Here is a 26,042-nt window from a genome sequence, read left to right as displayed (position 1 = left end):
CATTCCTATACCGATCTTTCCAACGAATTATTCTCGTCAGAATGATCTATTTTTACGAACGATTGTTGGTTGCGCAGACGGCGCCTTCTGGCCGACCTGGATTAAAGCTGCGCTTCGATCGCCGCCTTGTCGATCACCGACCAAACGTTCCTGATCCTGTCGTCGAGGAATTCATAGAAGACGTTCTCGCTGAAGGAGACCTTCCGGCCGTTGATGGGCAGGCCGAAGAAGGTTCCCTTCGGCGTGCAGTTGAACTGGAGCCGGCTGGCTATGAATGGCGGTTCGGCGATCAGCAACTGGATGTCGAAATAGAGATCCGGGATTTCCCGAAAATCGCGCTCCAGCATTGCCTGGTAACCCGACAGCCCGACGCGGTCGCCATTGTAGTGCACCTCGTCATGAACGAAGCGATGCAGCTTCTGCCAGTCCTGATTGTTGAGGCAGGCGATGTAGCCTCGATAGAGGTCGGTCACGGTCACGGCGATAGCTCCGGATTTTGTCAGATCTGCTCGATCCGGAAGATAGAACGACTGCGGGCGCAGTCCAGATGGAGAGCCTGTTCCGAATCCGGACGGGGGCTCTATCTGCTCGTTTTGAGCATGATCTTTTCCGGAAACCCGGTTCCTGTTCTAGCCGCGGTAGCGCAGCGCGTCGACCAGCAGCGAGAAGGCCGGCGTCGCTTGCCGGCGGCTGGGGTAATAGAGGTGGTAGCCGGGAAAGGGCGCGCACCAGTCGGCGAGCACCCGCACCAGCCGGCCATCGGCCAGATGAGCCGTCACCTGCTCCTCCGGCAGATAGGCAAGGCCGAGGCCGGCGAGCACCGCGTTCATGCGCAGCGCGGCCGTGTTGAACACCAGCTGGCCTTCGACCCGCACCTTCAGCTCGCGCCCGGCCTTCTCGAACTCCCAGGCGTAGAGCCCACCATAGGTGGGCAGCCGCAGATTGATGCAATTGTGGGTGGTCAGGTCCTGCGGCGTGCGCGGCTTTGGCCGGGTGGCGAAATAGGCTGGCGAGCCGACAACCGCCATGCGCATGTCGGGAGCGATGCGTACCGCGATCATGTCGCGCGCCACCTGCTCGCCCAGCCGCACGCCGGCGTCGTAGCGCTCGGCGACGATGTCGATCAGCCCATAGTCGACGATGATCTCGACCCTGATGTCGGGATAGTCGGGCAGGAATTTCGCCAGGGCGGGCCACAGGACCGCATCGGCTGCATGCTCGCCGGCGGTGATGCGGACGGTGCCGGCGGGTTTTTCGCGCAAGGCGCTGAGTGCGGCGATCTCGGCCTCGATCTCGTCGAGCCTCGGACCGACGGAGCGCAGCAGGCGCTCGCCCGCTTCGGTCGGCGAAACGCTGCGCGTGGTGCGGGTCAGAAGCCTGACGCCAAGCCGTTCCTCCAGCGCCCGCACCGTGTGGCTGAGCGCCGATTGGGAAACGCCGAGCTTGGCCGCCGCCCTGGTGAAGCTTTCCTCGCGCGCGACAGCGAGGAAGGCGGTCAGCTCATTCAGATTGTCACGCGGCATTCATGAGCCCTTTTCATAAGATCATGCTGGATATAGCACCTAATCGGCACCAATCGCAGACCCTAGATAGGCATCATCACACCGGGCTCCTCTATTGGCGGCCTCTGAAGACCGGGGTCGTGTCATGCCTGTTGCCAGGAAGGGACAAAACCATGGACATCACGCGAAACGGCTCTCAAGCTTCGGCCAAGGGATCGGCTGACTATTTCACCGGCGCGGTGCGCATCGACGCGCCCTTCAAGGGCAGCGAGCCCGCCCGGGTCGGCGGCGCCACCGTGACTTTCGAGCCCGGCGCGCGCACCGCCTGGCACACGCATCCGCTTGGCCAGACGCTGATCGTCCTATCGGGCGCCGGCCTGGTGCAGCGCGAGGGCGGCCCGATAGAACCGATCCTTCCCGGCGACATCGTCTGGTTCGCACCCGGAGAGAAGCATTGGCATGGCGCCGCGCCGACCACGGCGATGAGCCACATCGCTATCGCCGAAGCGCTCGATGGCAAGGTCGTCGACTGGTTGGAGCATGTCAGCGACGAACAATACGGGATTTGACAGGTATCGGCGCGTGGCGCCGAGTTCAACGCCCGAACTCTACGAAGGAGACCACCATGACCGATGTTCCAAGGCTGAAAAGCCCATTCTCCGATATCGCTCCCGCGCTTGGCAGATACACCGACGAGGTGCTGTTCGGCGACGTTTGGGAGCGCCCCGGCCTGTCGCCGCGGGACCGCAGCCTCATCACCGTCACCAGCCTGATTTCGGGCTACCGGATCAATGAAATGCCTTTCCACATGAAGCGCGCGCTCGACAATGGCGTCACCCGTGACGAACTCATCGAAACCATCACGCATCTCGCCTTCTACGCCGGTTGGCCAACGGCAGCCACGGCTCTGGGCATTGCCCGCAAGGTCTTCGAACAAGCCGACGCCGAGAAGAAGGGATAACGACAATGCAGAAGCGCACACTTGGAAACAGCGGTCTCGACGTTTCGGCCATCGGACTGGGCTGCATGGGAATGAGCCAGTCATACGGGCAGCCGATGGAGACGGCGGATGCGGTCCACCTGATCAGGGCGGCGTTCGAACGTGGCATCACCTTCTTCGACACCGCGGAGGTCTATGGACCGTTCACGAACGAGGAGGTCGTCGGCGAGGCGCTGCAGCCGATCCGCGACCAGGTGGTGATCGCCACCAAGTTCGGCATCGACATCGCCGGTACGGCCGGACACGATGGCATGGACAGCCGGCCGGAGCATATTCGCGACGTCGTCGAGGCCTCGCTCAAGCGGCTGAGGACCGATCGCATCGACCTTCTCTACCAGCACCGCGTCGATCCCGTCGTGCCCATCGAAGAGGTGGCGGGCGCTGTGAAGGACTTGATCAGCCAAGGCAAGGTAAAGCATTTCGGCCTCTCCGAGGCGGGCGTGCGCACGATCCGTCGCGCGCATGCGGTGCAGCCGGTCGCCGCGGTCCAGAGCGAATATTCGCTCTGGTGGCGTGAACCGGAAGAGGCGATCCTGCCGGTGCTTGAAGAGCTGGGGATCGGCTTCGTGCCCTTCAGCCCGCTGGGCAAGGGGTTCCTCACCGGCGCCATCGATGCCAGCACGACATTCGACAGCAGCGACTTCCGCAACACCGTGCCGCGTTTTGCGGAAGACGCCCGCAAGGCCAACCAGGCGCTGGTCGACGCGATCGGCGTGATCGCGGCCCAGAAGAAGGCGACACCAGCACAGGTCGCGCTCGCCTGGTTGCTGGCGCAGAAGCCCTGGATCGTTCCGATCCCCGGCACCACCAAGCTCAATCGCCTCGAGGAGAACATCGCATCGTCCACCGTTGCGCTCACGGCGGACGATCTTGCCGACATCGAGAACGCGGTCTCGGCGATTGCCGTGCAGGGCGAGCGCTATTCTCCGCAACAGGAAGCAAGGATCGATCGCTAAAGCCAAGCGTAGGAGAGCGCGATGAGCCAACCGGTCTCAAGACGGGGTGCACTTATGACCATGCTTGCATTGCCACTGGGTGCCGGTGCCGGCTCAAGCCTGCCCGCCGGCGCGTCGTACGCGCGGCAGCAGGCGGGCGGCGCCAAGGTGCTGGTGGCTTACTACACCCGCACCGGCAACACGCGTGTCATCGCGCGCCAGATCAGCAGGGCTCTGGGAGCGGATATTTTCGAGATCGCGACCGTCGATCCCTACCCGGAAGACTACAAGCTGCAGGTTGCGGTGGCGGAGCAGCAGCGGGAGTCCGGGTTCGAACCACCGCTCGCTGGTACCGTGCCCGACATCAAGGCCTACGAGACGGTGTTCCTCGGATTTCCGATCTGGGGCATGACCGCGCCTTCGGTGATCCGCTCCTTCCTGGCGAAACACGATCTGTCCGGCAAGACAGTGGTGCCGTTCATCACCCATGGCGGCTATGGCCTTGGGCAAAGCCTGAAGGTTCTCGCCGACCATGCACCAGCGGCGCGGCTCCTCGAAGGTTTTTCCAAGCAGTGCGACCAGGAGCGCGAGACGCTTGAAGAGGTCACAGGCTGGCTGGGCAAGATCAAAATGCCCGGCTGAGCCGCCAATTCGAACGCCCAGGCCATGGGCAGCGAAGCCTAAAATCAGAAAGGACATCATCATGACCGAGAACATCAAGGGCAAGGTCGTCGTCATCACCGGCGCCAGCAGCGGGTTGGGCGAGGCCGCGGCGCGGCTTCTGGCGAAGGAGGGCGCAAAGCTGGTGCTGGGCGCGCGACGCCTCGACCGGCTGCAGGCGCTCGCCGGCGAGTTGTCGCTTGGCAAGGACTCCATCCTGGGCACCGACGTGACCGATGTCGGCCAGGTCCGGCGTCTGGTCGACCATGCGGTCAAGACGCACGGCCGCGTCGACGTCGTCATCAACAATGCCGGCCTGATGCCGCACTCGCCGCTGGAGCGGGGCAAGGTCGAGGACTGGGACCGGATGATCGACGTCAACATCAAGGGCGTGCTCTACGGCATTGCCGCGGCACTGCCGCACATGAAGACGCAGAAAAGCGGCCACATCATCAACGTGTCGTCGGTCGCCGGCCACAAGGTCGGGCCGGGCGGAGCGGTCTATGCCGCCACCAAGCACGCGGTGCGTGTCATCTCGGAAGGACTGCGCCAGGAAGTAAAACCCTACAACATCCGGACCACCATCATCTCGCCCGGCGCGTTGGCGACCGAGCTGCCGGACAGCGTCACCGAAGCCGATGTCGCCGAAGGCGTGCGGGCGCTCTACGACCGAGTGGCCATTCCCGCCGATTCCTTTGCCAGGACGGTGGTGTTCGCCATGAGCCAGCCCGACGAGGTCGACATCAACGAGATACTGTTCAGGCCGACGGCGCAGGAATACTAGAAGCCGTTATAGGTGCCTTGACGCGCCGTACTTCCTGCTCCAGCTTGGCGCCATGTTTGCCTTTGCGCCAGCCATCACCAAGCGACGCCGCCCCTGCACCATGCGGAGCGGCAAGCTGATTGCGCGACGACAAAGACCGGCAGGATAGACCCGGTTCTTTCGTTTCCAGCCCCGCCCGCGAAACCGCCGGCGGGGTTTTTCATGCCTGGAGCACTTTGATGACCAACAATTCTTCCATCCGGCTTCGGCCGGCCGAGCCCGCTGACGCCGCCGCCATCCGGGATATCGTTCGCGCCGCCTATGCCAAATGGGTGCCGGTGATCGGCCGCGAGCCGCTGCCTATGCGCGCCGACTATGACAAGGCTGTTGCCGAGCATCCGTTCGATCTCGCCGTCGAGGATGGCGGCATTGTCGGGATGATCGAAACCATGCTGGCCGACGATCATCTCTGGATCGAGAATGTCTGCGTCGCACCGCAGGCGCAGGGCAGGGGGATCGGCCGGCTGCTGCTGGAGCTGGCCGAGCGCAAGGCGATCGAAGCAGGACGTGCCGAGCTTCGCCTGCTGACCAATGGCGCCTTCGAGGCGAATGTGTCGCTCTACAAGAGGCAGGGCTATATCGTGGACCGGGAAGAGCCGTTCATGAACGGTATGACGGTCTATATGACCAAGAAGCTCGCGGGATCACCGGCGATCTGAGGAAGGAGTTCGATAATGGCTGCCAGGGTCAGGCTTAAGCAACTCTCAGGGTTTTACGCGGTTTCCCGGCTGGCGGCGGGCGAGACCATTCCCGGTTGGGCGGACGGGCCAGGCTTCGTTAGCATCACAAGGACCGACGACGAGCTTTCGATCGTTTGCCTGCAGGATCGTGTGCCGGATAGTGTCAGGCACGACGGCGCCTGGGTTGCCCTCAAGCTCCAGGGGCCGTTTGCCTTCGACGAAACCGGTATCGTGCTGTCGGTCATCAGGCCGTTGTCGGAGAACGGGTTGGGCATCTTCGTGGTGTCCACTTTCGATGGCGACCATCTGTTGGTGAAAGCGACGGATCAGGCCGCGGCGAGGCGGTTTCTGGTCGAGGCCGGGCATATCTTGCTGTAGACCATCCTCACCAAGCACTCGCTGGCCCACTGCTCTGGCTCAATCACTGTCGCACTGGCTCAACCACTTCGGGGGTTGCGTTTGACAGCGGCGTTTGTGCATCGTTATCTCCAGCCAGATATGACGGCCCGGCGCGACCATGCGGCCAAGGAGAAAACCATGTCACACAATCTGCAGTTCTATATCGATGGCGCGTGGGTCGATCCTGTTGTGCCCAACACATTGGACGTTATCGATCCCTCGAATGAGGACGCCTTTGCGCAGATTTCGCTCGGCTCCAAAGCCGATGTCGACAAGGCGGTGGCTGCCGCCAAGCGCGCCTTCAACAGCTTTGGTTTCACCGAGGTTGGTGAGCGGCTCGACCTGTTGAACCGCATCATTGCGGTCTACAAGAAGCGCAGCGCCGATCTTGCCGTCGCTGTGTCGCGCGAAATGGGTGCGCCGCGCCAGATGGCGTTGGACAGCCAGGTCGGCATCGGTCTTGCGCATCTGCAGAAGATGGCCGACGTGCTGAAGAGTTTCGAATTCCGCCACGTCAAGGGCAACCATCTCGTGGTCAAGGAGCCGATCGGCGTCGTCGGGCTGATCACGCCGTGGAACTGGCCGCTCAACCAAATCACCTGCAAGGTCGGTCCGGCGCTTGCTGCTGGCTGCACCATGGTGCTGAAGCCCTCCGAGATCGCGCCGCTCGACGCCATCATCTTCGCCGAAATCCTCGTCGAGGCCGGCGTGCCGAAGGGCGTCTTCAACCTCGTCAATGGCGACGGACCGGGCGTTGGCCAGGCGCTGTCCAGCCATCCCGACATCGACATGATGTCGTTCACCGGTTCAACCCGTGCCGGCATCCTGGTGGCCAAGGCCGCCGCCGACACCGTCAAGCGCGTGCACCAGGAGCTTGGCGGCAAGTCTGCCAACATCCTGTTCGGGGATGTCGACCTCGCAAGCGCCGTCAGCAAGGGCGTCGCCGGCTGCTTCAGCAACAGTGGCCAGTCCTGCAACGCACCGACGCGCATGTTCGTGCCGCGCGACCGCCATGACGAGGCGGCCGGCTATGCCAAGGCGGCCGCGGAAAAGTTCACCGTCGGCCCCGCCGACGCAGCCGGCACCAAGCTCGGCCCGGTCGTCAGCCAGGTCCAGTTCGACAAGATCCAGGACCTGATCCAGGCAGGCATCGACGAGGGTGCGACGCTGGTTGCCGGCGGCCCCGGCCGTCCGGCCGAACTCAACCGCGGCTATTATGTCAGGCCGACGGTGTTCGCCGACGTCACCCACGACATGCGCATCGCGCGCGAGGAGATCTTTGGGCCGGTGCTGGCGATCATGCCCTACGACAGCGTCGACGAGGTGGTCGAGACCGCCAACGACACCGTCTATGGTCTCGCTTCCTATATCCAGGCCAAGGACATGAAGAAGGCGCGCGAAGTCGCGGCGCGCATGCGCACCGGCAATGTCTACATCAACTATCCCCAGTGGGACGCCGGCCTGCCGTTCGGTGGCTACAAGCAGTCGGGCAATGGCCGCGAATATGCCGAATACGGGCTCGAGGATTTCCTCGAGATCAAAGGCATCGCGGGCTATGAGGCGGCGGAATAGGCACATCACAGTGATGCAATGAAGGGCGCGCCCTGCGGTGTGGGTCGCGCCCTTTTCATTTGCAGCCAAGCTTTGCCACTTCCCGCACTCTTGCCAATTGGCAAACTCATGCTATATATCTGCCAATCAGCAAGGCGAGCGTAATGCAGCTTCAGTCCATAATCACCACGCCGGCCACGTTCGGAGCCGCTATCTCGGATGAAGAAGCGGGCGCTCTGGCGCGCACCACGGTCAATCTGTTCAAGGCCTGGAACCTCACTGACCTGGAGGCCTGCATCCTGCTCGGCGGCATATCGGCCCGGACCTGGGCGCGCTGGAAGGAAGGTGGCGTCGGCAGGATCGACCGTGACCTGCGCACCCGCATGGCGCATCTGATGGGCATCCACAAGGGCCTGCGCTATCTGTTCACGGAGCCGGCGCGCGGCTACGCCTGGATCCGCAAGCCCAATGCCACCTTCGGCGGCCAGTCGGCGCTCGACCTGATGTTGCGCGGCGAAATCTCCGATCTCTCGGCGATGCGCGAATGGCTCGATGCGGAGCGTGGTGCATGGTGAGTGGGCTTGCGGTCCGGCGCCGCGTCCATTGGCACCAGACCTTCCGCATCATCCGCTCTATCCACCCGCCGATCGACCTGTTCGAGGACATTGCCGATCCGCGCGACTGGGAGGCGCTGGCCTCGGTCGAGGCGAAGACCAACCCGCGCATAAGGTTCGAGATCGGCGACCTCGGCAAGGTGGCTGCCGCAAGGCGGATTTCCGGCCCCGGCGCCAGCTTCGTGATGGCGCCTTTCGTGCACTGTTCGACGCTGCGGCCAGGCCGCTTCTCGGATGGCAGCTACGGCATCTACTATGCCGGCGACAGCGAGGACGTCGCGCTCGCCGAGACCATCCACCACCATCAGAAATTCATGCGTGCCACCAACGAGGGGCCGGGCTGGACGGCTGACTTTCGTGTGCTGATCGGCGGCGTCGACCGCGACCTCGATGATGTCAACGCCGTGCCCGGCGTGCTCGACCCGGACGACTATTCCGCCTCGCAGGCGGAAGGGCGGGCGCTGCGGGCAGCAGGCAGCGACGGGCTGGTGTGGAACAGCGTGCGCATGCCGGGCGGCGGCTGCATCGGCATCTTCTGGCCCGATGTCATTACCATTCCAGTGCAGGGTCGCCACTACAGCTACCACTGGGACGGCGCCCGTGTGGACTTCGTGCGCCAGCACGATACGGGAAAGGTGCTGGCCGTCACATCATAGCGGCGGAAAGGCTTTACAGATGGCGGGGAAGTCGATACGCAGGTATCCATAAATCCAAGGATTCAGATATATGGATAAGAAGGACACTTTGAACGCGCTGGCCGCACTTGGCCAGGAGACGCGGCTGGATGTCTTCCGGCTGCTCGTGCGTGCCGGCCCGGAAGGCATTCCGGCGGGCGAGATCGCAACGAGGCTCGACACGGTCCAGAACACCATGTCGGCGCATCTGAAGGTGCTCGCCCATGCCGGGCTGGTTCGCCCCGAACGCGAGGGAAGGATCGTGCGCTACGTCGCCGACATGACCGGCTTGCGCGACCTGCTGGCGTATCTGATGGAAGATTGCTGCAACGGCGCGCCGGAGCTCTGCCGTCCGGTCATCAATGCCGTGACCTGTGACTGCTGAGGCAGCGATGACTGGAAAACCATCATGACCGATCACGCTCTGAACGCGGGCGAGGCGACGCGGCCCGGCATCGGCTTCGTCGAGAAATATCTGACGGTGTGGGTGGCACTGTGCATCGTCACGGGCATCGCGCTTGGCCATCTGCTGCCAGGCGTGTTCGGCGCCATCGCGTCGGCCGAGATCGCCAGGGTCAATATTCCCGTCGCCGTGCTGATCTGGCTGATGATCGTGCCGATGCTCTTGCGCGTCGATTTCGCCTCGCTGGCCAGGGTCGGCACTTATTGGCGCGGCATCGGCGTGACGCTGTTCATCAACTGGGCGGTGAAGCCGTTCTCGATGGCGCTGCTGGGCTGGCTCTTCGTCGGCTGGCTGTTCCGGCCGTGGCTGCCGGCCGCGCAGATCGATTCCTACATTGCCGGGCTGATCATCCTTGCCGCGGCACCGTGCACGGCGATGGTTTTCGTCTGGTCGAACCTGACGCGTGGCGAGCCGAATTTCACGCTGTCGCAGGTGGCGCTCAACGACGCGATCATGATCGTCGCTTTCGCGCCCATCGTCGGCCTGCTGCTCGGCCTGTCGGCGATCACCGTGCCATGGGGCACGCTGATGCTGTCGGTCGCACTCTACATCGTCGCGCCGGTGATCGTCGCGCAGCTGGTTCGTGGCCGGCTGCTGGCAGCGAGGGGGCAGGCCGGGCTCGATGCCCTGCTTGCCACGCTGCAGCCCTTGTCGCTGATTGCCTTGCTGGCGACGCTGGTGTTGCTGTTCGGCTTCCAGGGCGAGCAGATCATCGCACAGCCGCTGGTGATCGTGCTGCTGGCGTTGCCGATCCTGATCCAGGTCTATTTCAACTCCGGTCTTGCCTATCTGCTCAACCGTCTCAGCGGCGAGCGGCACTGTGTGGCAGGCCCATCGGCGCTGATCGGCGCGTCGAACTTCTTCGAGCTGGCGGTGGCCGCCGCGATCGCGCTGTTCGGGCTGAATTCGGGCGCGGCCCTTGCCACCGTGGTCGGGGTGCTCATCGAGGTTCCGGTCATGCTGTCGGTGGTGTGGATCGTGAACCGCAGCAAGGGCTGGTACGAAGAGGGCGGTGCCGTCCGCAACACCATGTCCAGCGAAAGGGCCGCGCAATGACCGTCACCATCTACCACAACCCCGATTGCGGCACCTCGCGCAACACGCTGGCCATCATCCGACAGTCCGGCGAAGAGCCGGAGGTGATCAAATATCTGAAGACGCCGCCGTCGCGCCAAAGGTTGGTCGAACTGATCGCGGCGATGGGGATGATGCCGCGCGACCTGCTGCGTGAAAAGGGCACGCCCTATGCCGAACTCGGCCTTGCCGATCCGAAATGGACCGGCGAGCAGATCCTCGATTTCATGCTGGCGCATCCGATCCTGATCAACCGGCCGATCGTGGTCAGCCCGCTCGGCGTCGTCCTTGCGCGGCCATCGGAAAAGGTGCTGGACATCCTGCCCAACCCGGAGATCGGCGCGTTCACCAAGGAGGATGGTGAGGTGGTCATTTACACCCCAGACAGACGCGCCGGCTGATGCTATTTCCATAATTTTCGAAATTGAATTGACGGCGCGAAAAGTGTCGCGTAGCTTATTTCCATGAAACTCGAAAAAGCAGCCGCCCAGCTTGAAGCGCTTGGCAATCCGACGCGGCTTCAGCTTTATCGCGTCCTGGTGCGCGCCGGTGACGACGGGCTTGCCGTCGGCAGCGTCCAGGGCAAGCTCGACATTCCGTCATCGACGCTGTCGCATCACCTCAAACGCCTGGTCGACACCGGGCTTGTCACGCAGGAGCGGCAGGCAACGACACTGATCTGCCGCGCCAACTATCCCGGCATGAATGCGCTGATCGGTTATCTCGCCGACGAGTGCTGCGCCGACGCCATTTGTGCGCCCGCCGTCGGCAAAGCGCTGGCCTGATTTTTTTGCGCTTGTAATTCGAACATACCGGAAGGATCGAACCTATGGACATGATGGCAAACCTTCCCGTCGCGGTGATCGGCGCCGGCCCGGTCGGGCTGGCAGCCGCGGCGCATCTGGTCGAACGCGGCATCGCTCCGCTCGTCCTGGAACGCGGCGAAAGCGTAGGCGCCGCGCTGCTCGAATGGGGCCATGTGCGGGTGTTCTCGCCGTGGGAATACAACATCGACGCAGCGGCGCGGGCGCTGCTCGACCGTTCCGGCTGGACGGCGCCGGACAGCCAGGGCCTGCCGACCGGCGCAGAGATCGTGAGCGATTATCTGGCGCCGCTTGGCCGGCTTCCCGCTATCGCCGCCAATTTGAAGCTTGGCGCCGAGGTCACCGCGATCACCCGTCAGGGACACGACAAGGTCGCCAATGATGGCCGCAAGGGCGCGCCCTTCGTCATCCGCTATCGCGATGCCGGCGGCGAACACCGCGTTCTCGCGCGCGCCGTCATCGACGCGTCCGGAACATGGTGGCGGCCAAATCCGATCGGCGTCGACGGGCTGCCGGTTGCCGGCGAAGGCGCGGCGTCGACACGCATCGCCTATGGCATTCCCGACGTGGTCGGCAAGGCAAGAGAAGACTATGCGGGCAAGCGCGTCCTGGTCATCGGCGGCGGGCACTCGGCCATCAACGTCGCGCTGGCGCTGATGGAGTTGCAGGACGCGGCGCCGGGCACCGAGATCTTCTGGGCGCTGCGCCACGCCAGCATCGAGAGATTGCTCGGCGGCGGGCTGAACGACCAGTTGCCGGAACGCGGCGCGCTTGGGTTGGCCGCCAGGCAGGCGATGACGGATGGCAGGCTGAACATGCTGGCGCCTTTCGCCGTTAACGGCGTCGAGAGACAAGGCGAGGGCCTCGTTGTTGATGCCAGCCTGGCCGGCAAACCGTTCAACCTGGCCGTCGACCGCATCGTCGTCACCACCGGCTTCAGGCCAGACCTGTCGTTCCTGCGCGAAATCCGCATCGCGCTCGATCCCGCCGTCGAAGCGCCGCCGGCACTGGCGCCACTGATCGATCCAAACTTCCACTCATGCGGCACGGTTCCCGCGCATGGCATTGCGGAACTCGCGCATCCCGAACCCGGTTTCACCATCGTCGGCTCGAAATCCTACGGCCGTGCCCCGACCTTCCTGATGGCGACCGGCTACGAGCAAGTCCGCTCGGTGGTGGCCGATATTGCCGGAGACCATGCCGCGGCCCGCGAGGTGCGGCTGGTGCTGCCGGAGACCGGCGTGTGCAGCGCCGTCGGTGTCGTGACGGTATCGGCAAGCGCCGGCTGCTGTGGCGGGCCCGCGCCCGCCGCTGTCGATGCCTGCTGCGTCAGGGATGCGGACGCCAAGGCAACCGGCGCATCGGGTTGCGGCTGCGCAACCGCGCCGGCCACCGAGACGCGAGAGAATATGGCGGCCGGCGTCGATGCCTGACCGATCCGTCCTGCGCAAGGCGATCTGGGCGCTTGGGCTGACCCAGATCATCGGCTACGGCACGCTCTATTACAGCTTCTCGATCCTCGCGCCGGCAATGGCCGGGGAGTTCGGGCTCACGGAAGGCTGGGTATTCGGCGCGCTGTCGGCCTCGCTGTTTGCCGGCAGCCTGTTCGCACCGACTGCCGGGCGGTGGGCCGACCGTTTCGGCGCCGGCCGCATCATGACGGTCGGCTCGGTGGCCGCAGCCATGGCGCTGGCGCTGTGCGCCGTCGCGCCCGGCCGCGTGACCTTCGTCCTGGCCTTGCTGGCAATGGAGCTGGCCTCCAGCTTCGTCCTCTACAGCGCCGCCTTCGTGGCGATCGTGCAGATCGGAGTTCCCCGACCGCAACGCAGCATCACCCATCTGACGCTGATCGCGGGGTTCGCCTCGACCCTGTTCTGGCCGCTGACCTCGGCGCTGCATGCGCAGCTGACATGGCGCGAGGTCTACCTTTTGTTCGCCGCTCTCAATCTCGGGCTCTGCCTGCCGATCCACGCGTGGCTGATGCGCCTGTCGCGCCGCCACGCCACGGCCGCGAGCCAACAGCGCGGGCCGGCCCCGGAAGCGGGCGCGCCGCTCGATCCGCGGCGCGGCCGGGCCGCATTCCTGCTCATGCTGGCGGGGTTCGCCACCGAGGGCTTCGTGCTGTCGGCGATCCTCATCCACATGGTGCCGCTGACGGCGGCCCTTGGGCTGGGCACCGCCGGCCTCTTCGTCTCGACCCTGTTCGGGCCGGCGCAGGTCGCCAGCCGGTTGATCAACATGCTGTTTGGCGGCCGCCTGCAGCAGACGCACCTCGCCGTCATTGCAGCTTTGCTGGTCACAGCCGGGCTGTGCGCACTGCTCCTGACGACGCCATGGCTGCCCGGCGCTTTCCTGTTCGTATTGCTATTTGGCCTCGGTTCAGGCCTCACCAGCATCGTCGGCGGCACCTTGCCGCTCGAACTCTTCGGTCGCGAAGGCTATGGTGCGCGGCTCGGATGGGCAAGTGCTGCCCGTCAGTTCACCTCGGCCTTCGCGCCATTCGCGCTCGCCTTCATGATGGCGCGGACATCCGTCGCCAGTTCCCTGTGGGTGCTGGTCGTCGTCGCCGCGAGCGGCGTGATCGCCTTTCTTGCCATCGTGCTGCTGAGGGGGCGTGGCCGGGTGGCAGCGTTTGTGACCCATCCCGCATGACTTGGCACCTGGCCTTCTCCGGCCAGAATTGTGGACGTATACCAATTTTTGGTATACCGTGTATCATCACGTTGGGACGAAGCTCATGCCCCGAAACACCTCTATTTCCCTTGGCGACCATTTCGCCGGTTTCATCGATACGCAGGTTCAGACAGGCCGTTACGGTTCGGCAAGTGATGTCGTGCGTGCGGGCCTGCGGTTGCTCGAAGAGCATGAGGCCAAGGTCCGTGCCTTGCAAAACGCCCTCATCGCCGGCGAGGAATCTGGCGCGCCCCTAGCCTTCGACAACACCGCATTCCTGAGCAAGATGCGGGCCAAGCATGCCAGATGAGAGCCGCCAGTATCGGCTCTCGCCGCTGGCTGAAGCTGACCTGGAAGATATCTGGCTCTACACGTTCAAACACTGGTCGCTGGAACAAGCGGATCGGTACCACCACGGTTTGATCGATGTGATCGAAGCCCTGGCTCGCGGCGTTAAAACCGGCCGCCGCACCGATGTGCGGGAAGGGTACTTCAAATACCCAGTCGGTCAGCACTTCGTTTTCTTCCGTCTATCCGAAACGACCTGGATGTTATCCGCATCCTGCATCAACGAATGGACATCGAACGACATCTGTGACGGGAGACGTGTGCTCGCTACTTAAGACGCGCGTAGATTTGATCGGAGTGTCAGTGCGCCGTCAGTGCCTGAGAATCTTGCTCAGAAAAGCGCGGCTGCGGTCGGTCTTGGGGTGCGAGAAGAATTCTTCCGGCGTGCCGCTTTCGACGATGGCGCCGGCGTCCATGAACACCACGCGCTGGGCGACCTTGCGGGCGAAGCCCATCTCGTGCGTCACCACCATCATGGTCATGCCTTCCTCGGCGACCGCCACCATGACGTCGAGCACTTCGGAGATCATCTCGGGGTCGAGCGCCGAGGTCGGCTCGTCGAACAGCATGATCTTGGGACGCATGCCGAGGCAACGCGCAATCGCCACGCGCTGCTGCTGGCCGCCGGAGAGCTGTGCGGGATAGGCATTGACCTTGTCGGCGAGGCCAACCTTGGCCAACAATTCGCGGCCTGCTTTTTCAGCCTCGGCGCGCGGGATCTTGCGGACATGGATGGGGGCGAGCGTGACGTTTTCGAGTGCCGTCTTGTGCGGGTAGAGGTTGAACGACTGGAAGACGAAGCCGATCTCGGTGCGCAGTTGCGTCATGTTGGTGGCGGGGTCGCCCAGGCGTTGGCCGTCGACAACGAGGTCGCCGTCCTTGATCGCCTCAAGGCCATTGACGCAGCGGATCAGCGTGCTCTTGCCGGAACCGCTCGGGCCGCAGACGACGACCACCTCGCGGGGTTCGACGCTCAACGTGATGTCCTTAAGCACATTGAGCGTGCCGAACCATTTGTTGACGCCGCGAAAGTCGATCATGCCGGTTTTGGCGAGGCCCGTTTTGGTCATGTTTTCTGGACCTTTGGGGTTGGAAGTCACAACTGCACCTCGCCATGCGCCGCGCCCATGCGCTGCTCCAGCCGGCGGGCCAGCATGATCAGCGGATAGCAGACGATGAAATAGCCGACGCCGACGAGGAAGAAGACGAGCAGGCCGTTGGGCACACGCTGCACCACCAGCCAGCCGACGCGGGTGAGGTCGGTCAGCCCGATGGCGGAGACGACGGAAGAATCCTTGATCAGCAGCACATATTGCCCGACCAGCGGCGGCAGCACGATGCGCATCGCCTGCGGCAACACCACCTGGCGCATGCGCTGCCAGCGCGACAGGCCGGACGCCAGTGCCGCCTCGACCTGGCCGGTCGGCACCGAGCGGATGCCGGCGACGACGATTTCGCAGATGAAGCAGGCAGCCAGATTGGTCAGTGCGATGATGCCGGCGGTGAAGGCGTCGAGCTCGATGCCGAACTCCGGCAGGATGAAGAAGATCAGGAAGATCTGCACCAGGAACGGCGTGCCGCGGATCAGGTCGACCCAGGCCCCGATCAAGCCCGAGATCAGCCGGTTGCCGCCGGTCCGCAAGATGCCGAGGCCGAAGCCAAGCAGGGTGCCGAGCACCAGGCTGATCAGTGACAGCATCACGGTCATGCCGAGGCCGCGCAGGGCCAGCGGATAGGAGCCGGCGAGGCTTTGCAGTTGTTGCCAGATCATGTCCGCGCCCCCGCCGTGCCGAGCCAGCGGCTGGAGACGCCAGCCAGTCCTTTCAGTCCGTAATAGAGCAGCAGATAGAAGGCGGCGATGGTGAGGAAACCTTCCGCCGGCATGAAGCGGTCGGAGGCGAGCAACTGACCGGCGCGCGTCAGTTCGGAAACCGAGATCAGCGACAGAAGGGCGGAATCCTTGACCAGCACGATCCCCTGGCCGAGCAGCGGCGGGATCGTCACCTTGAAGGCCTGCGGCAGGACGACGAGGCGCATGCGCTGGACATAGGTCATGCCCGACGCGACGCTGGCTTCGACCTGGCCACGTGGGATCGACAGGATGCCGGCGCGAATGATTTCAGCGATATAGGCGCCGCTGTTCAGCGACAGCGCGAGGATGCCGACGACGAGTTCCGGCAGCACGAAGCCGAGCCGGGGCAGGCCGAAATAGAGAAAATAGAGCTGCGCCAGCAAGGGCGTGGCACGCACCGCATCGATATAGGCCTTGGCCGGCACACGAAACAGCCAGCCGCGCTGCAGATTCATGGCGCACAGCACGATGCCGACGATGAGCGCCCCTACAAAGGACAGCGCCGACAGCCAAACGGTCGTGATCAGGCCCTGTCCGAACAGCGGCAGGTATTCGACGATGGTGCGGAAACTGAAATTTTCGAGCATCGTTGGGTGCAATCCCCAGAGTGCAGGAAGGGCGAGTAGCGAATAGCGAGTGGAGAATTGGGAGCAGCAAAAGCATGGCCGGAACGGCCATTCCCTATTCGCTACTCCCTATTCGCTACTCGCTACTCGCTATTTCATTCCTCAGTGATCCTTCTTCCAGGCGTCGGAATTGACCCAGTAGTCGAGGTTCTTCTGCAGGCGGCCATCGATAGTGACCTGGTTGAGGAACAGGTTCATCCAGATCAACAGGTCCGGCTCGTCATAGCGGGTGGCGAAGGCAAGCGGCTCCTTCGACAGAAGGTCCGGCATGATGGTGAAGCTGCCGGCCGGATAGGCGGTCGACTGGCCCTTGACCGCCGAGACATCGTTGACGCCGCAATCGGCCTGACCGTTGTTGACGGCATCGAGCAGCAGCGGACCGCCGCCCTTGTAGCTTTTGATGTCGGCGTCGGGGAAGGCTTTTTTGGCTTCCTTCTCGCCGGTGGCGCCGAGCAGCACGGCGATCTTGGTGCCCTTGGCCTTGCAGTCCTCGGTGGTCTTGAACTTGCTGTCGGCCTTGGTGAAGACGGTGCTGCCGGTGTACATGTAAGGCGTGGTGAAGGCGACCTTCATGCCGCGCGCCAGCGTCGGTGTCATGTCGGCGACCAGAAGGTCGGCCTTGCCCGACAAGAGCGCCGGGATCAGGCCGTCCCAGTCGAAGTCGAGGAAGGTGATCTTGACGCCCATTTCCTTGGCCATCAGTTCGGCCAGTTCCACCGAACTGCCGGTGCGTTCGCCATTGGCGCCGACCAGCGAGAAGGGCGGTCCCTGGGTCTGCACGGCGACGCGCAATTCGCCGCGCTTGGTGATGTCGTCGAGCGTTCCGGCACTGGCCGCAGCGGTGAGGCCGGCAAGCGCAAGCCCGGCGATGAAAAGTCTGGCAATCTTCATTTCGGTATTCCTCCCTGTTGTCGTTAATGTGTGCCCGCGGTTCTCCTTGGGCTCTTTTTGAGCGGCAGCGCCGTTGCCGGCGGCAGCCACCGTTCGAAAATCTTTCGCCTCAGTCCCGTGCCACCGTCTCGGAAACCGTGATGCCACGCTTGGCCAATTCATCGAAGAACCTGATGTCGGGCACATCCAGCAACGGGTTGAGCAGGCCAGGTCTGTTGATCTCGCCGCGCGCCAGCATCTGCGCCACGATGCTTGCGGGATAGCCGACGCCGAGGCTCATGCCGAACAGGCCGGAAACGAGGTCGCGCTCGATGATCAGGTCCGACGTCACGGTCTTGGCGCGGCCGCCTTCGAGGCCGGAAAAGACATTGCGCATCACGCAAAGATCCTTTTCGCCGGGGCCGTATTGCAGTTGCGGGCCGAGCAGCCGGCCGAGGAATTCGCGGGGGCTGTTGGAGGTGCCGGGCACCTTGTCTTCGGAGAGGAAACCGAGCTCCTTCAACGGCGCCCAGAAGGCCGACCATCCCGGCCAGCGCAGCGTGTAGCGACCGGAGCGGCGCAGCCCCTTGGCTGCCTCCAGCATCTCGACATAGTGCAGTGCGTCGCCATTGGGGAAGGCTTCGAGCTTGCCGAGGCCCGCAACCTCGATTTCATGGATGAACGGATTGTCGTGCTGCTGACCGGCCGGCACCGCGACGCGTTTTCCGTCCTCGATCATCACGCTGTCGCGGTTCTGGCTGACCAGGACCATATCGAAATTCCAGCTCACCTTGTAGCAAAGGGGCTTGGCCATCGCCTTCGGCTCGGGGATGCCGCCGCAATAGGAATCGATCGAAGAAATCGAAGAGAACTGCCTGGCCGCGCGCGCGTAGAGCACGAGGTCGATACCAGGGTCGAGCCCGCATTCGGTCATGATCGAAACGCCGGCCTGTTCGGCGGCTGGCGCCAGGTCGGCGATCGACTTGGCGTAATTGGTGGTGACCAGCGGCGTGCGCGTGGCGATCGCGGCCTGCACCGCCTCGCGCATCAGCGGCTGCGGCAACAGGTCGATGGCGGCGTCGACATCGTCAAGCACAGTGGCCAGTGCCGGGCCGATCGCGCCTTCAGGCACGACGAAGCGCACTCGCGCAAGATCGGTCAGGCCGGCAAGCCGGGCCGGACCATCCGCCGCGGTGTCGACGCAGACGATTTCCTCGACGCCGTCGCTGGCGACGAGGTCGGCGATTGCCGCCCGGCCTTGCAGGCCGAGGCCGCCGAGAACCGCTATTCTCATGCCGGCTCCTTGCGGTCATCCGACCAGCAGCCTTCCGGCAGGCTGACCCATTTGTTGCAGGACGCCATGACGACGAAGGTTTCGCTGCGCACGACTTCACCGGGCTCGCCGGCGCCGGGGATCAGTTCGCTGGTGACGCGGTAGAGATCGGCGACGTCACCGGCCACCGTCACGTCGACGATGATGTCGAAGCGCCCGGTGACCACCGAAGCCGAGTTGACGAAGGGCAGTTCGGAAATACGCTGCGCCAGTTCGCGGGCCCGGCCGCGCCCCTGGGCATTGATGCCGACAATGGCCGAGATCAGCTCGGGGCGCTCGGTCAGGTTCAGCAGGCCGACGATCTTGAGCAGATTGCGGTCGAGCAGGTTGCGCAGCCGCGTGCGCACCGTCGGCACCGAAATCGCCAATATCTCGGCGATGCGGTTGATGCCCGGCTGTGCATCCTGCGACAGCTGTTTGACCAGCCGCCGATCGGTCAGATCGAGATGTTCCCGCAAAGTCCCCGTCTTTCACAAAAAGAAAAAACTTCGGCGATTTTTTTGCCATTGTGCAAACAAGCTACGTCACTGATTTTTGAAATGCAAGGCAATGATTCAGCGCTGCTGGGGATAGGTGGTCGCTGTCCGGCTTAGGCCAGCGCCGCCGCCAGCAGTTTTGCCTGCGGCGTCAAATCGTCGAAGCGGCGGGCGCAGAGGTTGAGCAGGCGCGTTGCCCAGTCATCGGTCAGCCGCAGTGTGCGCAGTGTCCGCGCCGAATGGCGGGCGGCACTTTCCGGCACGATGGCGATGCCGGCACCTTGCGCGACAAGCCGGCAGACATTGTCGAGGCCGGGCACGCGGATGCGGACATGCAGATGGCCGCCAAGGCGGGCGGCCTGGCGGGCGATGTGCTCCTGCAGCGCATGGCCGGTGCTGAGGCCGACGAAGGATTCGCCGAGAATTTCGGTGAGGCTGATGGTTCGGCCTTCGAGGCCGGGCCAATTCCGCGCGGCGATCACCACCAGCCGGTCGATGAAAAAACGGTTTCTGCTCGAGATGCGACAGGCCGGCCCAGGTCGCGGCGATGCCGAGATCGGCCGCACCGCTGGCCACGGCCTGCGCGATCTCATGGCTGGGGCGCTCGTCGAGATCGATGTCGATCAGGGGGTGCGCGACAAGGAAAGCCGGCAGGATATCGCGCAGCAGCTCGGCTGTGGCGGCGGTGTTGGCGAGCAGCCGCACGCGGGCGCGCAGACCCGTGGCATAGGCAGCGAGGTCGCCGGCCATCGCCTCGATCTGGTTTTGCACCGCCCTTGCATGGTGCAGCAGCGCCTGTCCGGCCGCAGTCGGCACCACGCCACGGCGGCGGCGCTCCAAGAGCGGTGCGCCGAGCCGCTCCTCCATGCCTTTGATACGGGCGCTGGCCGAGGCCAAGGCCAGTCCGGCAAGCTCGGCGCCTTGGGTGATGCTGCCGCGCTCGGCCACCAGCAGGAACAGGCGGAGATCGACCAGATCGAAGCGCATTTTTTTGCTCCTGCGAACATTCGGCGCCTGGGAAGGCAGTCGACCCTCCAGCCTTCGTCCTGGCCGAAGGCTGGCGGCGTAACTTCCACATTGTGATCGGCCGGGATCTTCGTCAAACAGTTTCGAAGGAGATTGTGATGAACGAACAAACATCAGGCCGGCTCGGCATTCTTGAAAGCACGGCGATCGTGCTGGCCATTGCCATGGCTGGCCTTGCCATGGCGCGAACGGGATCAGGCTTGCGCGGATGCGCGGCGACGGTCGTATCCACCAGCCGCGATGCGGCGCCGGCAAAGGCCGCCAGCCCGGATGCCGACGCAACCGATATGCTGCTGCATGACTGATCCGGCCCTGAAGATACGATCATGCTGAGCGCCGGCGTCCTCGCCTGGATCTGCGCCGTCTTCCTCGCCGCCGGTTTCGTCAAGGGCGTCGTCGGCATGGGGCTGCCGACCGTTGCGATGGGCCTGCTGGCGGTGACGATGCCGCCGGCGCAGGCCGCGGCACTGCTGCTGATCCCGTCGCTGGTCACCAACCTCTGGCAATTGCTGACCGGCCCGTCCTTCGGCCGCCTGTGCAAGCGGCTGTGGACGATGATGGCCGGCGTGATGCTCGGCACCGTTGCCGGCGCCGGCCTGCTGACCGGCACGCATACGGGCGCGGCTTCGGCCGGGTTGGGCGCCGCTCTGGTGCTCTATGCGATCCTCGGCCTCGCCAAAGCCGGCTTCACCACGCCGGCGCGCCACGAGGCGCTGATATCACCGCTGGTCGGGGTGGCGACCGGGCTGGTCACCGGCGCCACAGGCGTCTTCGTCATCCCGGCGGTGCCCTATCTGCAATCGCTGCGGCTGGAGAAAGAAGACCTGATCCAGGCGCTCGGCCTGTCCTTCACCGTGTCTACGGCGGCGCTCGCCATCGGGCTGTTCAGGACCGGTGCCCTGGCGTCGCCGAGCGCGCAACTGGTCGGGTCGGTCGCAGCCCTTGCGCCGGCGCTGGCCGGCATGTTCGCCGGCCAGGCGCTGCGCCAGACGATGAGCGTCGAGACCTTCCGCACAGTATTCTTCGTGGGGTTGCTGGCGCTGGGGGGCTATCTTGTGGGGGAGGTGGTGCTCTAGGCGCCGGATTTCCCGAGAGCACTGGCAGGAAGTCGTCAACCGAGACTTGCGCTGAGATCGGCGAGCGTGACCATGAGTGTCAACGGCTCGACTGGCGAAGGCTCGAACCCGACAGCGATGTAGAAGGCTCGGGCATCGTCGGATATCGCATGCACCAGCATTCCTCTGATTCCCAGTATTTCAGCTGCCTGCAGTATCCGTAGACCGGCATCCCTCACCAGCGCACGACCGATGCCCCGGCCATGATAGGCCTGGTCGACGGCCAACCTGCCCAGCACCGCAACCGGGATCGGATCGGGCATGTTGCGCCGGAAGCGACCGGGAGCTTCGACCATCTTCACGGCGCCGCTGGCGATGGCGTAAAAGCCTATGACGCGGTTGCCGGTGCAGGTCACATAGGTGCGGGATGCACCGCCCGTCTGGTTGGCACGAGCGCGTTTTTTCAACCAATCGTCGAGCGCTGATATGCCCGATGAAAATTCGCCAAGTTCATGATGATGGGCAAGAGGGACCGGGGCCGACAGGTTCACGCAGCGTCCCACGGAGCCTTTGTCGTCATCGTGCGGCGCAATCGATCGTTCGGTTGCGGCGGCGCGTCGAGACGGGCCAGAAACGCAGCGTAGGCATCCGGCTCGGTGGTAAACACGAGACGGTTGATCAATGCTTCCTCAGCGGCGCGTTGCGAGGCTTCAAGCATGAAGTCGGTGCGATTCTTGCCGAGCAGTTCCGCTGCCCGGTCGATCAGATTGCGAACTTCCGGCTTGACGCGGATGTTGAGCGGGACGCTCTTCGGCAACGGATGATGTGACGTTGGCATGGATAGCTCCTTCTTTGTGCATATCTAGCACAGCGTAACGACATTGTCATTACGCCGTGCTGCGCGACGGCTCGATGGAGCATGCGAATCCGCGGCTGACCCTACCGCACCACCAAAACCGGGATCTCGGTGTAGGACAGCACTTCCGCCGTCTGGCTGCCGAGAAGCAGCTTGCCCAGTCCGCGGCGGCCATGCGAAGCCATGACGATCAGGTCGCAGCCCAGGGCCTGCGACAGTTCCAGGATGGCTTCGGCGGGCCGCTTGTCCTCGACATGCACGACCTCCGCGGAGACGCCGGCGGCGTCCGCCGACGCCTTGCATTTGGCGAGCACTTCCTTGGCATAGCGGCCGGCCTCATCCTTATAGGCGACCAGCTCATCGCCGGCGGCATAGCCGGCCATGGCGCCGCCCCAGGCGAAGATCGGGAATGGTTCCGAGACGGTAACGAAGGTGACGGAGGCGCCGAGGCCCTTGGCCAACGTCAGGCCGTGGGCAACGCCCTTGTCGGCCAGTTCCGATCCGTCCGTGGCGATGAGCAGATGTTTGTACATGATGATCTCGACTTGTTGGGCAAGGGTCCATGCCCTTGTGGTGGCGGGAGCCTTGTGGAGGCTGGCCTTGATATAGTTGCGGCATCAGGATGATCACAGGGCCGGCCCGCCGGGGATCAAGGCCAGGCGACCACGCAGTTTTGTGCCAAGCGGATTCCCCTTTTCCGCATCGTCGCTTAAGGTGCCGGCGGCAGCGAAAGGCATTCCATGAGCAACGCGTATCCCCAAATCCATCTGGTCCGGCATGGTGAGACGGCATGGAGCCTTTCGGGGCAACATACCGGCCGCACCGACATGCCGTTGACGCCTGTTGGCGAGGCCGCCGCGCGGGGTGTCGCGGACAGGCTCGAGGGCCTGTCTTTTTCGGCCGTATGGTCGAGCCCGTCGCAGCGCGCCTACAACACCAGCGTACTGGCCGGCTTCGGCGCGCAGAGCGTCAAGAAGGACGATCTGCAGGAGTGGGACTATGGCGCCTATGAGGGGCTGACGACAAAACAGATCCTGGCCGAGCGCCCCGGCTGGAATGTGTTTCGCGATGGTTGTCCAAAGGGCGAGATGGCGGCCGATGTCGGCGCGCGGGCCGACAGGATCATCGCTGGGCTGCGCGAGGCCAATGCCGGCATATTGGTGTTTTCCAGCGCACATTTCTTGCGCGTGCTGGCGGCGCGCTGGATCGGGCTGCCGCCCGAAGGCGGTGCGCTGCTCGTGCTCGATACGGCCAGCACCAGCGTGCTCGGCTACGAGCATGATCTGAGCGAGCCGGTCATCCGGAAATGGAACCAGAAATAGTGCGGCATCGGCCAGCTCGGCGCGGAAACGCCGTCGCTTCGTCATCCACGGGCGGAGCAAGGAGCGCAGCGACGCAGCGCAGACCCGAGGATCCATGCCGCGACATAGAAGCGCCGCAACGGTGCAGAATTCTGTTCCGCTGCATTTCACGGCCAAGGTCATGGCATGGATCCTCGGGTCTTCGCGACGGAGCTTCGCTCCTGCTCCGCCCGTGGATGACGAAGTTGGGGAGGCTTCGGCCAATTCCAAATGCCTCTACCTGTCGAATTTCCTGATCGCTTCGGCGGTCACCGGCGTGAAGAAATTCACCAGATTGCCATCGGGGTCGCGAAACAGCAGCGAGCGGTTGCCCCAGGGCATTGTGGTCGGCTTCTGCACGGTAACATTCCTGAGGAGGCCTGAGAGCCTGGCGAATTCGGCATCGACGTCGCCGACGCGGAACTCGATGATGACGGTGTGGTTGTCGGCGGGGCGGGCGATGTCGCCGCCAAACAGCATCAAGGTGCGCGTGCTGCCGATCGCCAGCGTGCAGGCCGGTGTCGCCAGTTCCGCGAAGTCTTCAGTGTAGACCGTCACGGGCATACCGGTGATCTCACCGTAGAAGCGCACGAGACGCTGGACGTCCGACGTGATGATGCGGACAGAGACGAAATTCATCGCATGGCTCCTTGATCGTTGAAGCCGTGGCCGGCTCCATCCGACCTATAGGCCATGCCTCCTGACAGCTTTCCGTCAGGAGACGGCGTGCGACTTTTACTCAACGGAAGAGCCGGCATGGGGCGTGGACGCGCCGATGGCGCCGGCGGGAAAACAGATGGCGAAGGCAGTTCTTCCAGGGGAGCAGCGTTTGTCGCTGCCTCTGACGAAAATTTGATCGTGGGTGTCAGTACAAAGGCAATCGGAAAGATCATACAGTGCTAAAATACACGTGTCTGCTTCAAGACCCTGGAGTAGAGCGGGTCATCGCACCGCCAATACAGGTCTTGTTGTTTGCGATTGATACAGAAAAACTGCTGGTAACGCCCAATCATCTGAAGGATAGGTAAAATGACGCACCGGATGGCTTGTATCATAACAATGAGTGCAATGGTTGGGTTTACTGGGCATGCGATGGCCGGGAGCAATCGGCCGCAGACCTATGAGAAGACGGCACTTTCCGGGCAGGAGATCTATATTTTTCAGGACGCCAACCTGAATCCGGACTGTACAAGTGCGGGCATGGACGACGTGCATGCGACATCGGGGCCGAGCCATGGATCGATCCGGATCGTGGATGGCAAGGTCTATCCGAACTTTGCCAAGAACAGCGACCGATACAAATGCAATCTGCAAAGTGACGACGGGGTCCAGGCGTTCTACAAATCCACTCCCGGATTCAAGGGCCAGGACCAGGTGAACCTTTCGATCCATACGTTCACGGGAAATGCCCACAGCGTGGTCGTGAACATCAACGTCGAATAGGAATCACCTCTCAAGTGCTGGAGCGACGGTCCAGCACTCACCCACCAATCTGCGCCAATTCTTCTGCTGTCAAATGCCGTGCCGCACCCTTGGCGAGGTCGCCGAGCGGCAGGCGGCCGATGGCGATGCGGATGAGGCGCAGGACCTCGACGCCGTGCGCGGCAAGCAGGCGACGGATGTGGCGGTTGCGGCCTTCGTCGAGCACGATCTCCAGCCAGGCGGTGCGGCCGCCGCTACGCAGAAGTTCGATCGAACTGACGCTCAGGATCTCGCCGTCGACGGTCACGCCGGCGCGGAATTTGTCCAGCATCGCTGCGTCCGGCACCGTGCCGATCTGCACATGATAGGTCTTGGGCAAATGCGAGGCCGGGTCCATCAGCCGGTTGGCAAATCGGGTGTCGTTGGTCATCAGCAGCAGGCCTTCGCTGGCCTTGTCGAGGCGGCCGACCGGGGAGACGAAGGGCAGGTCGAGCCCTTCGAGGCAGGCATAGACGGTGTCGCGCTGCTGCGGGTCGTCGCGGGTGGTGACCAGCCCGCGCGGCTTGTTGAGCATGAGATAGACCTTGCGCTCGGCAACCACCGGCCTGTCGTCGACGACGATACGGTCGCGGTCGAGGTCGACGCGCAGGGCTGCATTGCGCACCACCTTGCCGCCGACGCGCACGCGGCCTTCGGCGATCAGCACCTCGGCCTGCGTGCGCGAGCACAGGCCGAGCTTCGACAGCGCCCGGTTGAGGCTGACGCCGGGCGCCGCCTGCCTGCCGCTCTGCCGTGTCTGCCGTGGTGTCATGCTTGCCCGTCTGCGCTGGTGGAGCCGACAGATGCCACGGGCCGCGATCGCTTCGCAAGCCGCGCTGCTGCAATCGTGGGCAGGGCAAGGGGCAGTGACGGCATCTGCGGTTCTTGGACCGGCGATATTGTCGCCGCCGCATTCGCGATAAACTT

General features: G+C 63.8%; 35 protein-coding genes and 1 pseudogene. 22 read left to right on the top strand and 14 right to left on the bottom strand.

Annotated elements, in window-relative coordinates; genetic code table 11:
• Window positions 1–101: 101 nt before the first annotated feature.
• Both MESCI2_RS0103385 and MESCI2_RS0103380 read right to left on the bottom strand, forming a co-directional pair.
• Entirely contained in the window at window positions 102–479 is a 378-nt protein-coding gene (locus tag MESCI2_RS0103385; protein ID WP_027035321.1) for an ester cyclase, read from the bottom strand.
• 150 nt (window positions 480–629) lie between these two features.
• Window positions 630–1,523, bottom strand: a complete 894-nt coding sequence (locus tag MESCI2_RS0103380) for a LysR family transcriptional regulator (RefSeq protein ID WP_027035320.1) — start codon at window positions 1,521–1,523, stop codon at window positions 630–632.
• A gap of 152 nt (window positions 1,524–1,675) precedes the next feature.
• On the opposite strand from MESCI2_RS0103380, the gene MESCI2_RS0103375 reads away from it, so the two are divergent.
• From MESCI2_RS0103375 to MESCI2_RS01000000134175, 18 genes are all read left to right on the top strand, one after another.
• Window positions 1,676–2,071, top strand: coding sequence for a (R)-mandelonitrile lyase (locus MESCI2_RS0103375; protein ID WP_027035319.1), 396 nt, complete (start codon window positions 1,676–1,678; stop codon window positions 2,069–2,071).
• Window positions 2,072–2,127: 56 nt separating this feature from the next.
• The gene (locus MESCI2_RS0103370) at window positions 2,128–2,463 is read left to right on the top strand and encodes a carboxymuconolactone decarboxylase family protein (RefSeq protein ID WP_027035318.1); all 336 of its coding nucleotides are present in this window, start codon (window positions 2,128–2,130) and stop codon (window positions 2,461–2,463) included.
• A gap of 5 nt (window positions 2,464–2,468) precedes the next feature.
• Entirely contained in the window at window positions 2,469–3,458 is a 990-nt protein-coding gene (locus MESCI2_RS0103365; RefSeq protein ID WP_027035317.1) for an aldo/keto reductase, read from the top strand.
• A 21-nt stretch (window positions 3,459–3,479) separates the two neighbouring features.
• Window positions 3,480–4,079, top strand: a complete 600-nt coding sequence (locus tag MESCI2_RS0103360; RefSeq protein WP_027035316.1) for a flavodoxin — start codon at window positions 3,480–3,482, stop codon at window positions 4,077–4,079.
• A gap of 61 nt (window positions 4,080–4,140) precedes the next feature.
• Window positions 4,141–4,881, top strand: coding sequence for an SDR family oxidoreductase (locus MESCI2_RS0103355; protein ID WP_027035315.1), 741 nt, complete (start codon window positions 4,141–4,143; stop codon window positions 4,879–4,881).
• Between the two features lie 218 nt (window positions 4,882–5,099).
• Window positions 5,100–5,579 (top strand): GNAT family N-acetyltransferase, encoded by a 480-nt coding sequence (locus tag MESCI2_RS0103350; RefSeq protein ID WP_027035314.1) that lies wholly within the window; start codon window positions 5,100–5,102, stop codon window positions 5,577–5,579.
• Between the two features lie 15 nt (window positions 5,580–5,594).
• The gene (locus MESCI2_RS0103345; protein WP_027035313.1) at window positions 5,595–5,978 is read left to right on the top strand and encodes an ACT domain-containing protein; all 384 of its coding nucleotides are present in this window, start codon (window positions 5,595–5,597) and stop codon (window positions 5,976–5,978) included.
• Between the two features lie 159 nt (window positions 5,979–6,137).
• Window positions 6,138–7,571, top strand: a complete 1,434-nt coding sequence (locus MESCI2_RS0103340; protein ID WP_027035312.1) for an aldehyde dehydrogenase family protein — start codon at window positions 6,138–6,140, stop codon at window positions 7,569–7,571.
• Between the two features lie 143 nt (window positions 7,572–7,714).
• A complete protein-coding gene (locus MESCI2_RS0103335) occupies window positions 7,715–8,125 on the top strand; it encodes an MbcA/ParS/Xre antitoxin family protein (protein ID WP_027035311.1) in 411 nt (136 codons plus the stop codon).
• Window positions 8,119–8,820, top strand: a complete 702-nt coding sequence (locus MESCI2_RS0103330) for an RES family NAD+ phosphorylase (RefSeq protein WP_027035310.1) — start codon at window positions 8,119–8,121, stop codon at window positions 8,818–8,820. Before MESCI2_RS0103335 ends, MESCI2_RS0103330 begins: the two co-directional genes overlap by 7 nt.
• Window positions 8,821–8,890: 70 nt before the next feature.
• Window positions 8,891–9,223 (top strand): ArsR/SmtB family transcription factor, encoded by a 333-nt coding sequence (locus tag MESCI2_RS0103325; RefSeq protein WP_027035309.1) that lies wholly within the window; start codon window positions 8,891–8,893, stop codon window positions 9,221–9,223.
• Window positions 9,224–9,247: 24 nt separating this feature from the next.
• Window positions 9,248–10,357 (top strand): ACR3 family arsenite efflux transporter, encoded by a 1,110-nt coding sequence (gene arsB / locus MESCI2_RS0103320; protein ID WP_027035308.1) that lies wholly within the window; start codon window positions 9,248–9,250, stop codon window positions 10,355–10,357.
• Window positions 10,354–10,776 carry an arsenate reductase (glutaredoxin) gene (arsC, locus tag MESCI2_RS0103315; RefSeq protein ID WP_027035307.1) on the top strand — a complete coding sequence of 141 codons (423 nt, stop codon included), beginning with the start codon at window positions 10,354–10,356 and terminating at the stop codon, window positions 10,774–10,776. The genes arsB and arsC overlap by 4 nt, the downstream gene beginning before the upstream one ends.
• Before the next feature lie 63 nt (window positions 10,777–10,839).
• Window positions 10,840–11,160: an ArsR/SmtB family transcription factor gene (locus tag MESCI2_RS0103310; RefSeq protein WP_027035306.1), complete on the top strand. Its 321-nt coding sequence runs from the start codon at window positions 10,840–10,842 to the stop codon at window positions 11,158–11,160.
• Between the two features lie 44 nt (window positions 11,161–11,204).
• Window positions 11,205–12,632, top strand: coding sequence for an NAD(P)-binding domain-containing protein (locus tag MESCI2_RS0103305; RefSeq protein WP_027035305.1), 1,428 nt, complete (start codon window positions 11,205–11,207; stop codon window positions 12,630–12,632).
• Complete coding sequence (gene arsK, locus MESCI2_RS0103300; protein ID WP_027035304.1) at window positions 12,625–13,851, top strand: arsenite efflux MFS transporter ArsK; 1,227 nt, start codon at window positions 12,625–12,627, stop codon at window positions 13,849–13,851. The genes MESCI2_RS0103305 and arsK overlap by 8 nt, the downstream gene beginning before the upstream one ends.
• Before the next feature lie 85 nt (window positions 13,852–13,936).
• On the top strand, window positions 13,937–14,182 hold the full coding sequence (locus MESCI2_RS0103295) for a type II toxin-antitoxin system ParD family antitoxin (protein WP_027035303.1): 246 nt from the start codon (window positions 13,937–13,939) through the stop codon (window positions 14,180–14,182).
• Window positions 14,172–14,495 (top strand): type II toxin-antitoxin system RelE/ParE family toxin, encoded by a 324-nt coding sequence (locus MESCI2_RS01000000134175; RefSeq protein ID WP_430981651.1) that lies wholly within the window; start codon window positions 14,172–14,174, stop codon window positions 14,493–14,495. The genes MESCI2_RS0103295 and MESCI2_RS01000000134175 overlap by 11 nt, the downstream gene beginning before the upstream one ends.
• A 36-nt stretch (window positions 14,496–14,531) precedes the next feature.
• On the opposite strand, the gene MESCI2_RS0103285 is transcribed toward MESCI2_RS01000000134175, so the two are convergent.
• The 7 genes and pseudogenes from MESCI2_RS0103285 to MESCI2_RS01000000134170 form a co-directional block, all read right to left on the bottom strand.
• Window positions 14,532–15,290 (bottom strand): amino acid ABC transporter ATP-binding protein, encoded by a 759-nt coding sequence (locus MESCI2_RS0103285; RefSeq protein ID WP_081738577.1) that lies wholly within the window; start codon window positions 15,288–15,290, stop codon window positions 14,532–14,534.
• A gap of 26 nt (window positions 15,291–15,316) precedes the next feature.
• Window positions 15,317–15,991 (bottom strand): amino acid ABC transporter permease, encoded by a 675-nt coding sequence (locus tag MESCI2_RS0103280; protein WP_027035301.1) that lies wholly within the window; start codon window positions 15,989–15,991, stop codon window positions 15,317–15,319.
• Window positions 15,988–16,659, bottom strand: a complete 672-nt coding sequence (locus tag MESCI2_RS0103275; protein WP_027035300.1) for an amino acid ABC transporter permease — start codon at window positions 16,657–16,659, stop codon at window positions 15,988–15,990. Before MESCI2_RS0103275 ends, MESCI2_RS0103280 begins: the two co-directional genes overlap by 4 nt.
• A 141-nt stretch (window positions 16,660–16,800) precedes the next feature.
• Entirely contained in the window at window positions 16,801–17,589 is a 789-nt protein-coding gene (locus tag MESCI2_RS0103270; RefSeq protein ID WP_027035299.1) for an ABC transporter substrate-binding protein, read from the bottom strand.
• Window positions 17,590–17,698: 109 nt separating this feature from the next.
• Window positions 17,699–18,862 (bottom strand): saccharopine dehydrogenase family protein, encoded by a 1,164-nt coding sequence (locus tag MESCI2_RS0103265; RefSeq protein ID WP_027035298.1) that lies wholly within the window; start codon window positions 18,860–18,862, stop codon window positions 17,699–17,701.
• Window positions 18,859–19,359 (bottom strand): Lrp/AsnC family transcriptional regulator, encoded by a 501-nt coding sequence (locus MESCI2_RS0103260; RefSeq protein ID WP_027035297.1) that lies wholly within the window; start codon window positions 19,357–19,359, stop codon window positions 18,859–18,861. Before MESCI2_RS0103260 ends, MESCI2_RS0103265 begins: the two co-directional genes overlap by 4 nt.
• A 131-nt stretch (window positions 19,360–19,490) precedes the next feature.
• Window positions 19,491–20,364 (bottom strand): annotated as a pseudogene (locus tag MESCI2_RS01000000134170) (LysR substrate-binding domain-containing protein).
• 137 nt (window positions 20,365–20,501) lie between these two features.
• Here MESCI2_RS01000000134170 and MESCI2_RS0103250 point away from each other — a divergent pair.
• Complete coding sequence (locus tag MESCI2_RS0103250) at window positions 20,502–20,708, top strand: hypothetical protein (protein WP_027035296.1); 207 nt, start codon at window positions 20,502–20,504, stop codon at window positions 20,706–20,708.
• 21 nt (window positions 20,709–20,729) lie between these two features.
• Window positions 20,730–21,479: a sulfite exporter TauE/SafE family protein gene (locus tag MESCI2_RS0103245; protein WP_027035295.1), complete on the top strand. Its 750-nt coding sequence runs from the start codon at window positions 20,730–20,732 to the stop codon at window positions 21,477–21,479.
• Window positions 21,480–21,514: 35 nt separating this feature from the next.
• On the opposite strand, the gene MESCI2_RS0103240 is transcribed toward MESCI2_RS0103245, so the two are convergent.
• The 3 genes from MESCI2_RS0103240 to MESCI2_RS0103230 form a co-directional block, all read right to left on the bottom strand.
• Window positions 21,515–22,009, bottom strand: a complete 495-nt coding sequence (locus MESCI2_RS0103240) for a GNAT family N-acetyltransferase (protein WP_027035294.1) — start codon at window positions 22,007–22,009, stop codon at window positions 21,515–21,517.
• Entirely contained in the window at window positions 22,006–22,296 is a 291-nt protein-coding gene (locus MESCI2_RS0103235) for a DUF1778 domain-containing protein (protein WP_027035293.1), read from the bottom strand. The genes MESCI2_RS0103240 and MESCI2_RS0103235 overlap by 4 nt, the downstream gene beginning before the upstream one ends.
• Window positions 22,297–22,397: 101 nt before the next feature.
• On the bottom strand, window positions 22,398–22,847 hold the full coding sequence (locus MESCI2_RS0103230) for a universal stress protein (protein WP_027035292.1): 450 nt from the start codon (window positions 22,845–22,847) through the stop codon (window positions 22,398–22,400).
• A gap of 207 nt (window positions 22,848–23,054) precedes the next feature.
• Between MESCI2_RS0103230 and MESCI2_RS0103220 the strand changes: the two genes are divergently transcribed.
• Window positions 23,055–23,636 carry a histidine phosphatase family protein gene (locus tag MESCI2_RS0103220; RefSeq protein WP_027035291.1) on the top strand — a complete coding sequence of 194 codons (582 nt, stop codon included), beginning with the start codon at window positions 23,055–23,057 and terminating at the stop codon, window positions 23,634–23,636.
• A gap of 255 nt (window positions 23,637–23,891) precedes the next feature.
• Here MESCI2_RS0103220 and MESCI2_RS0103215 read toward each other — a convergent pair whose 3' ends face one another.
• A complete protein-coding gene (locus tag MESCI2_RS0103215; RefSeq protein ID WP_027035290.1) occupies window positions 23,892–24,293 on the bottom strand; it encodes a VOC family protein in 402 nt (133 codons plus the stop codon).
• A 390-nt stretch (window positions 24,294–24,683) separates the two neighbouring features.
• Here MESCI2_RS0103215 and MESCI2_RS01000000134165 point away from each other — a divergent pair, with 390 nt between their 5' ends.
• Entirely contained in the window at window positions 24,684–25,097 is a 414-nt protein-coding gene (locus tag MESCI2_RS01000000134165) for a hypothetical protein (RefSeq protein ID WP_155936566.1), read from the top strand.
• 37 nt (window positions 25,098–25,134) lie between these two features.
• Here the strand turns inward: MESCI2_RS01000000134165 and MESCI2_RS0103200 are convergent, their stop codons facing one another.
• A complete protein-coding gene (locus tag MESCI2_RS0103200; RefSeq protein ID WP_027035289.1) occupies window positions 25,135–25,887 on the bottom strand; it encodes a pseudouridine synthase in 753 nt (250 codons plus the stop codon).
• Between the last annotated feature and the right edge of the window lie 155 nt (window positions 25,888–26,042).

This window comes from Mesorhizobium ciceri WSM4083 (genome assembly GCF_000519305.1).
In the GTDB taxonomy this organism is placed as follows: Bacteria; Pseudomonadota; Alphaproteobacteria; order Rhizobiales; family Rhizobiaceae; genus Mesorhizobium; species Mesorhizobium ciceri_B.
Note: the sequence above shows the minus strand (reverse complement) of the source record. Positions and strands in the feature narration are given on the sequence as shown.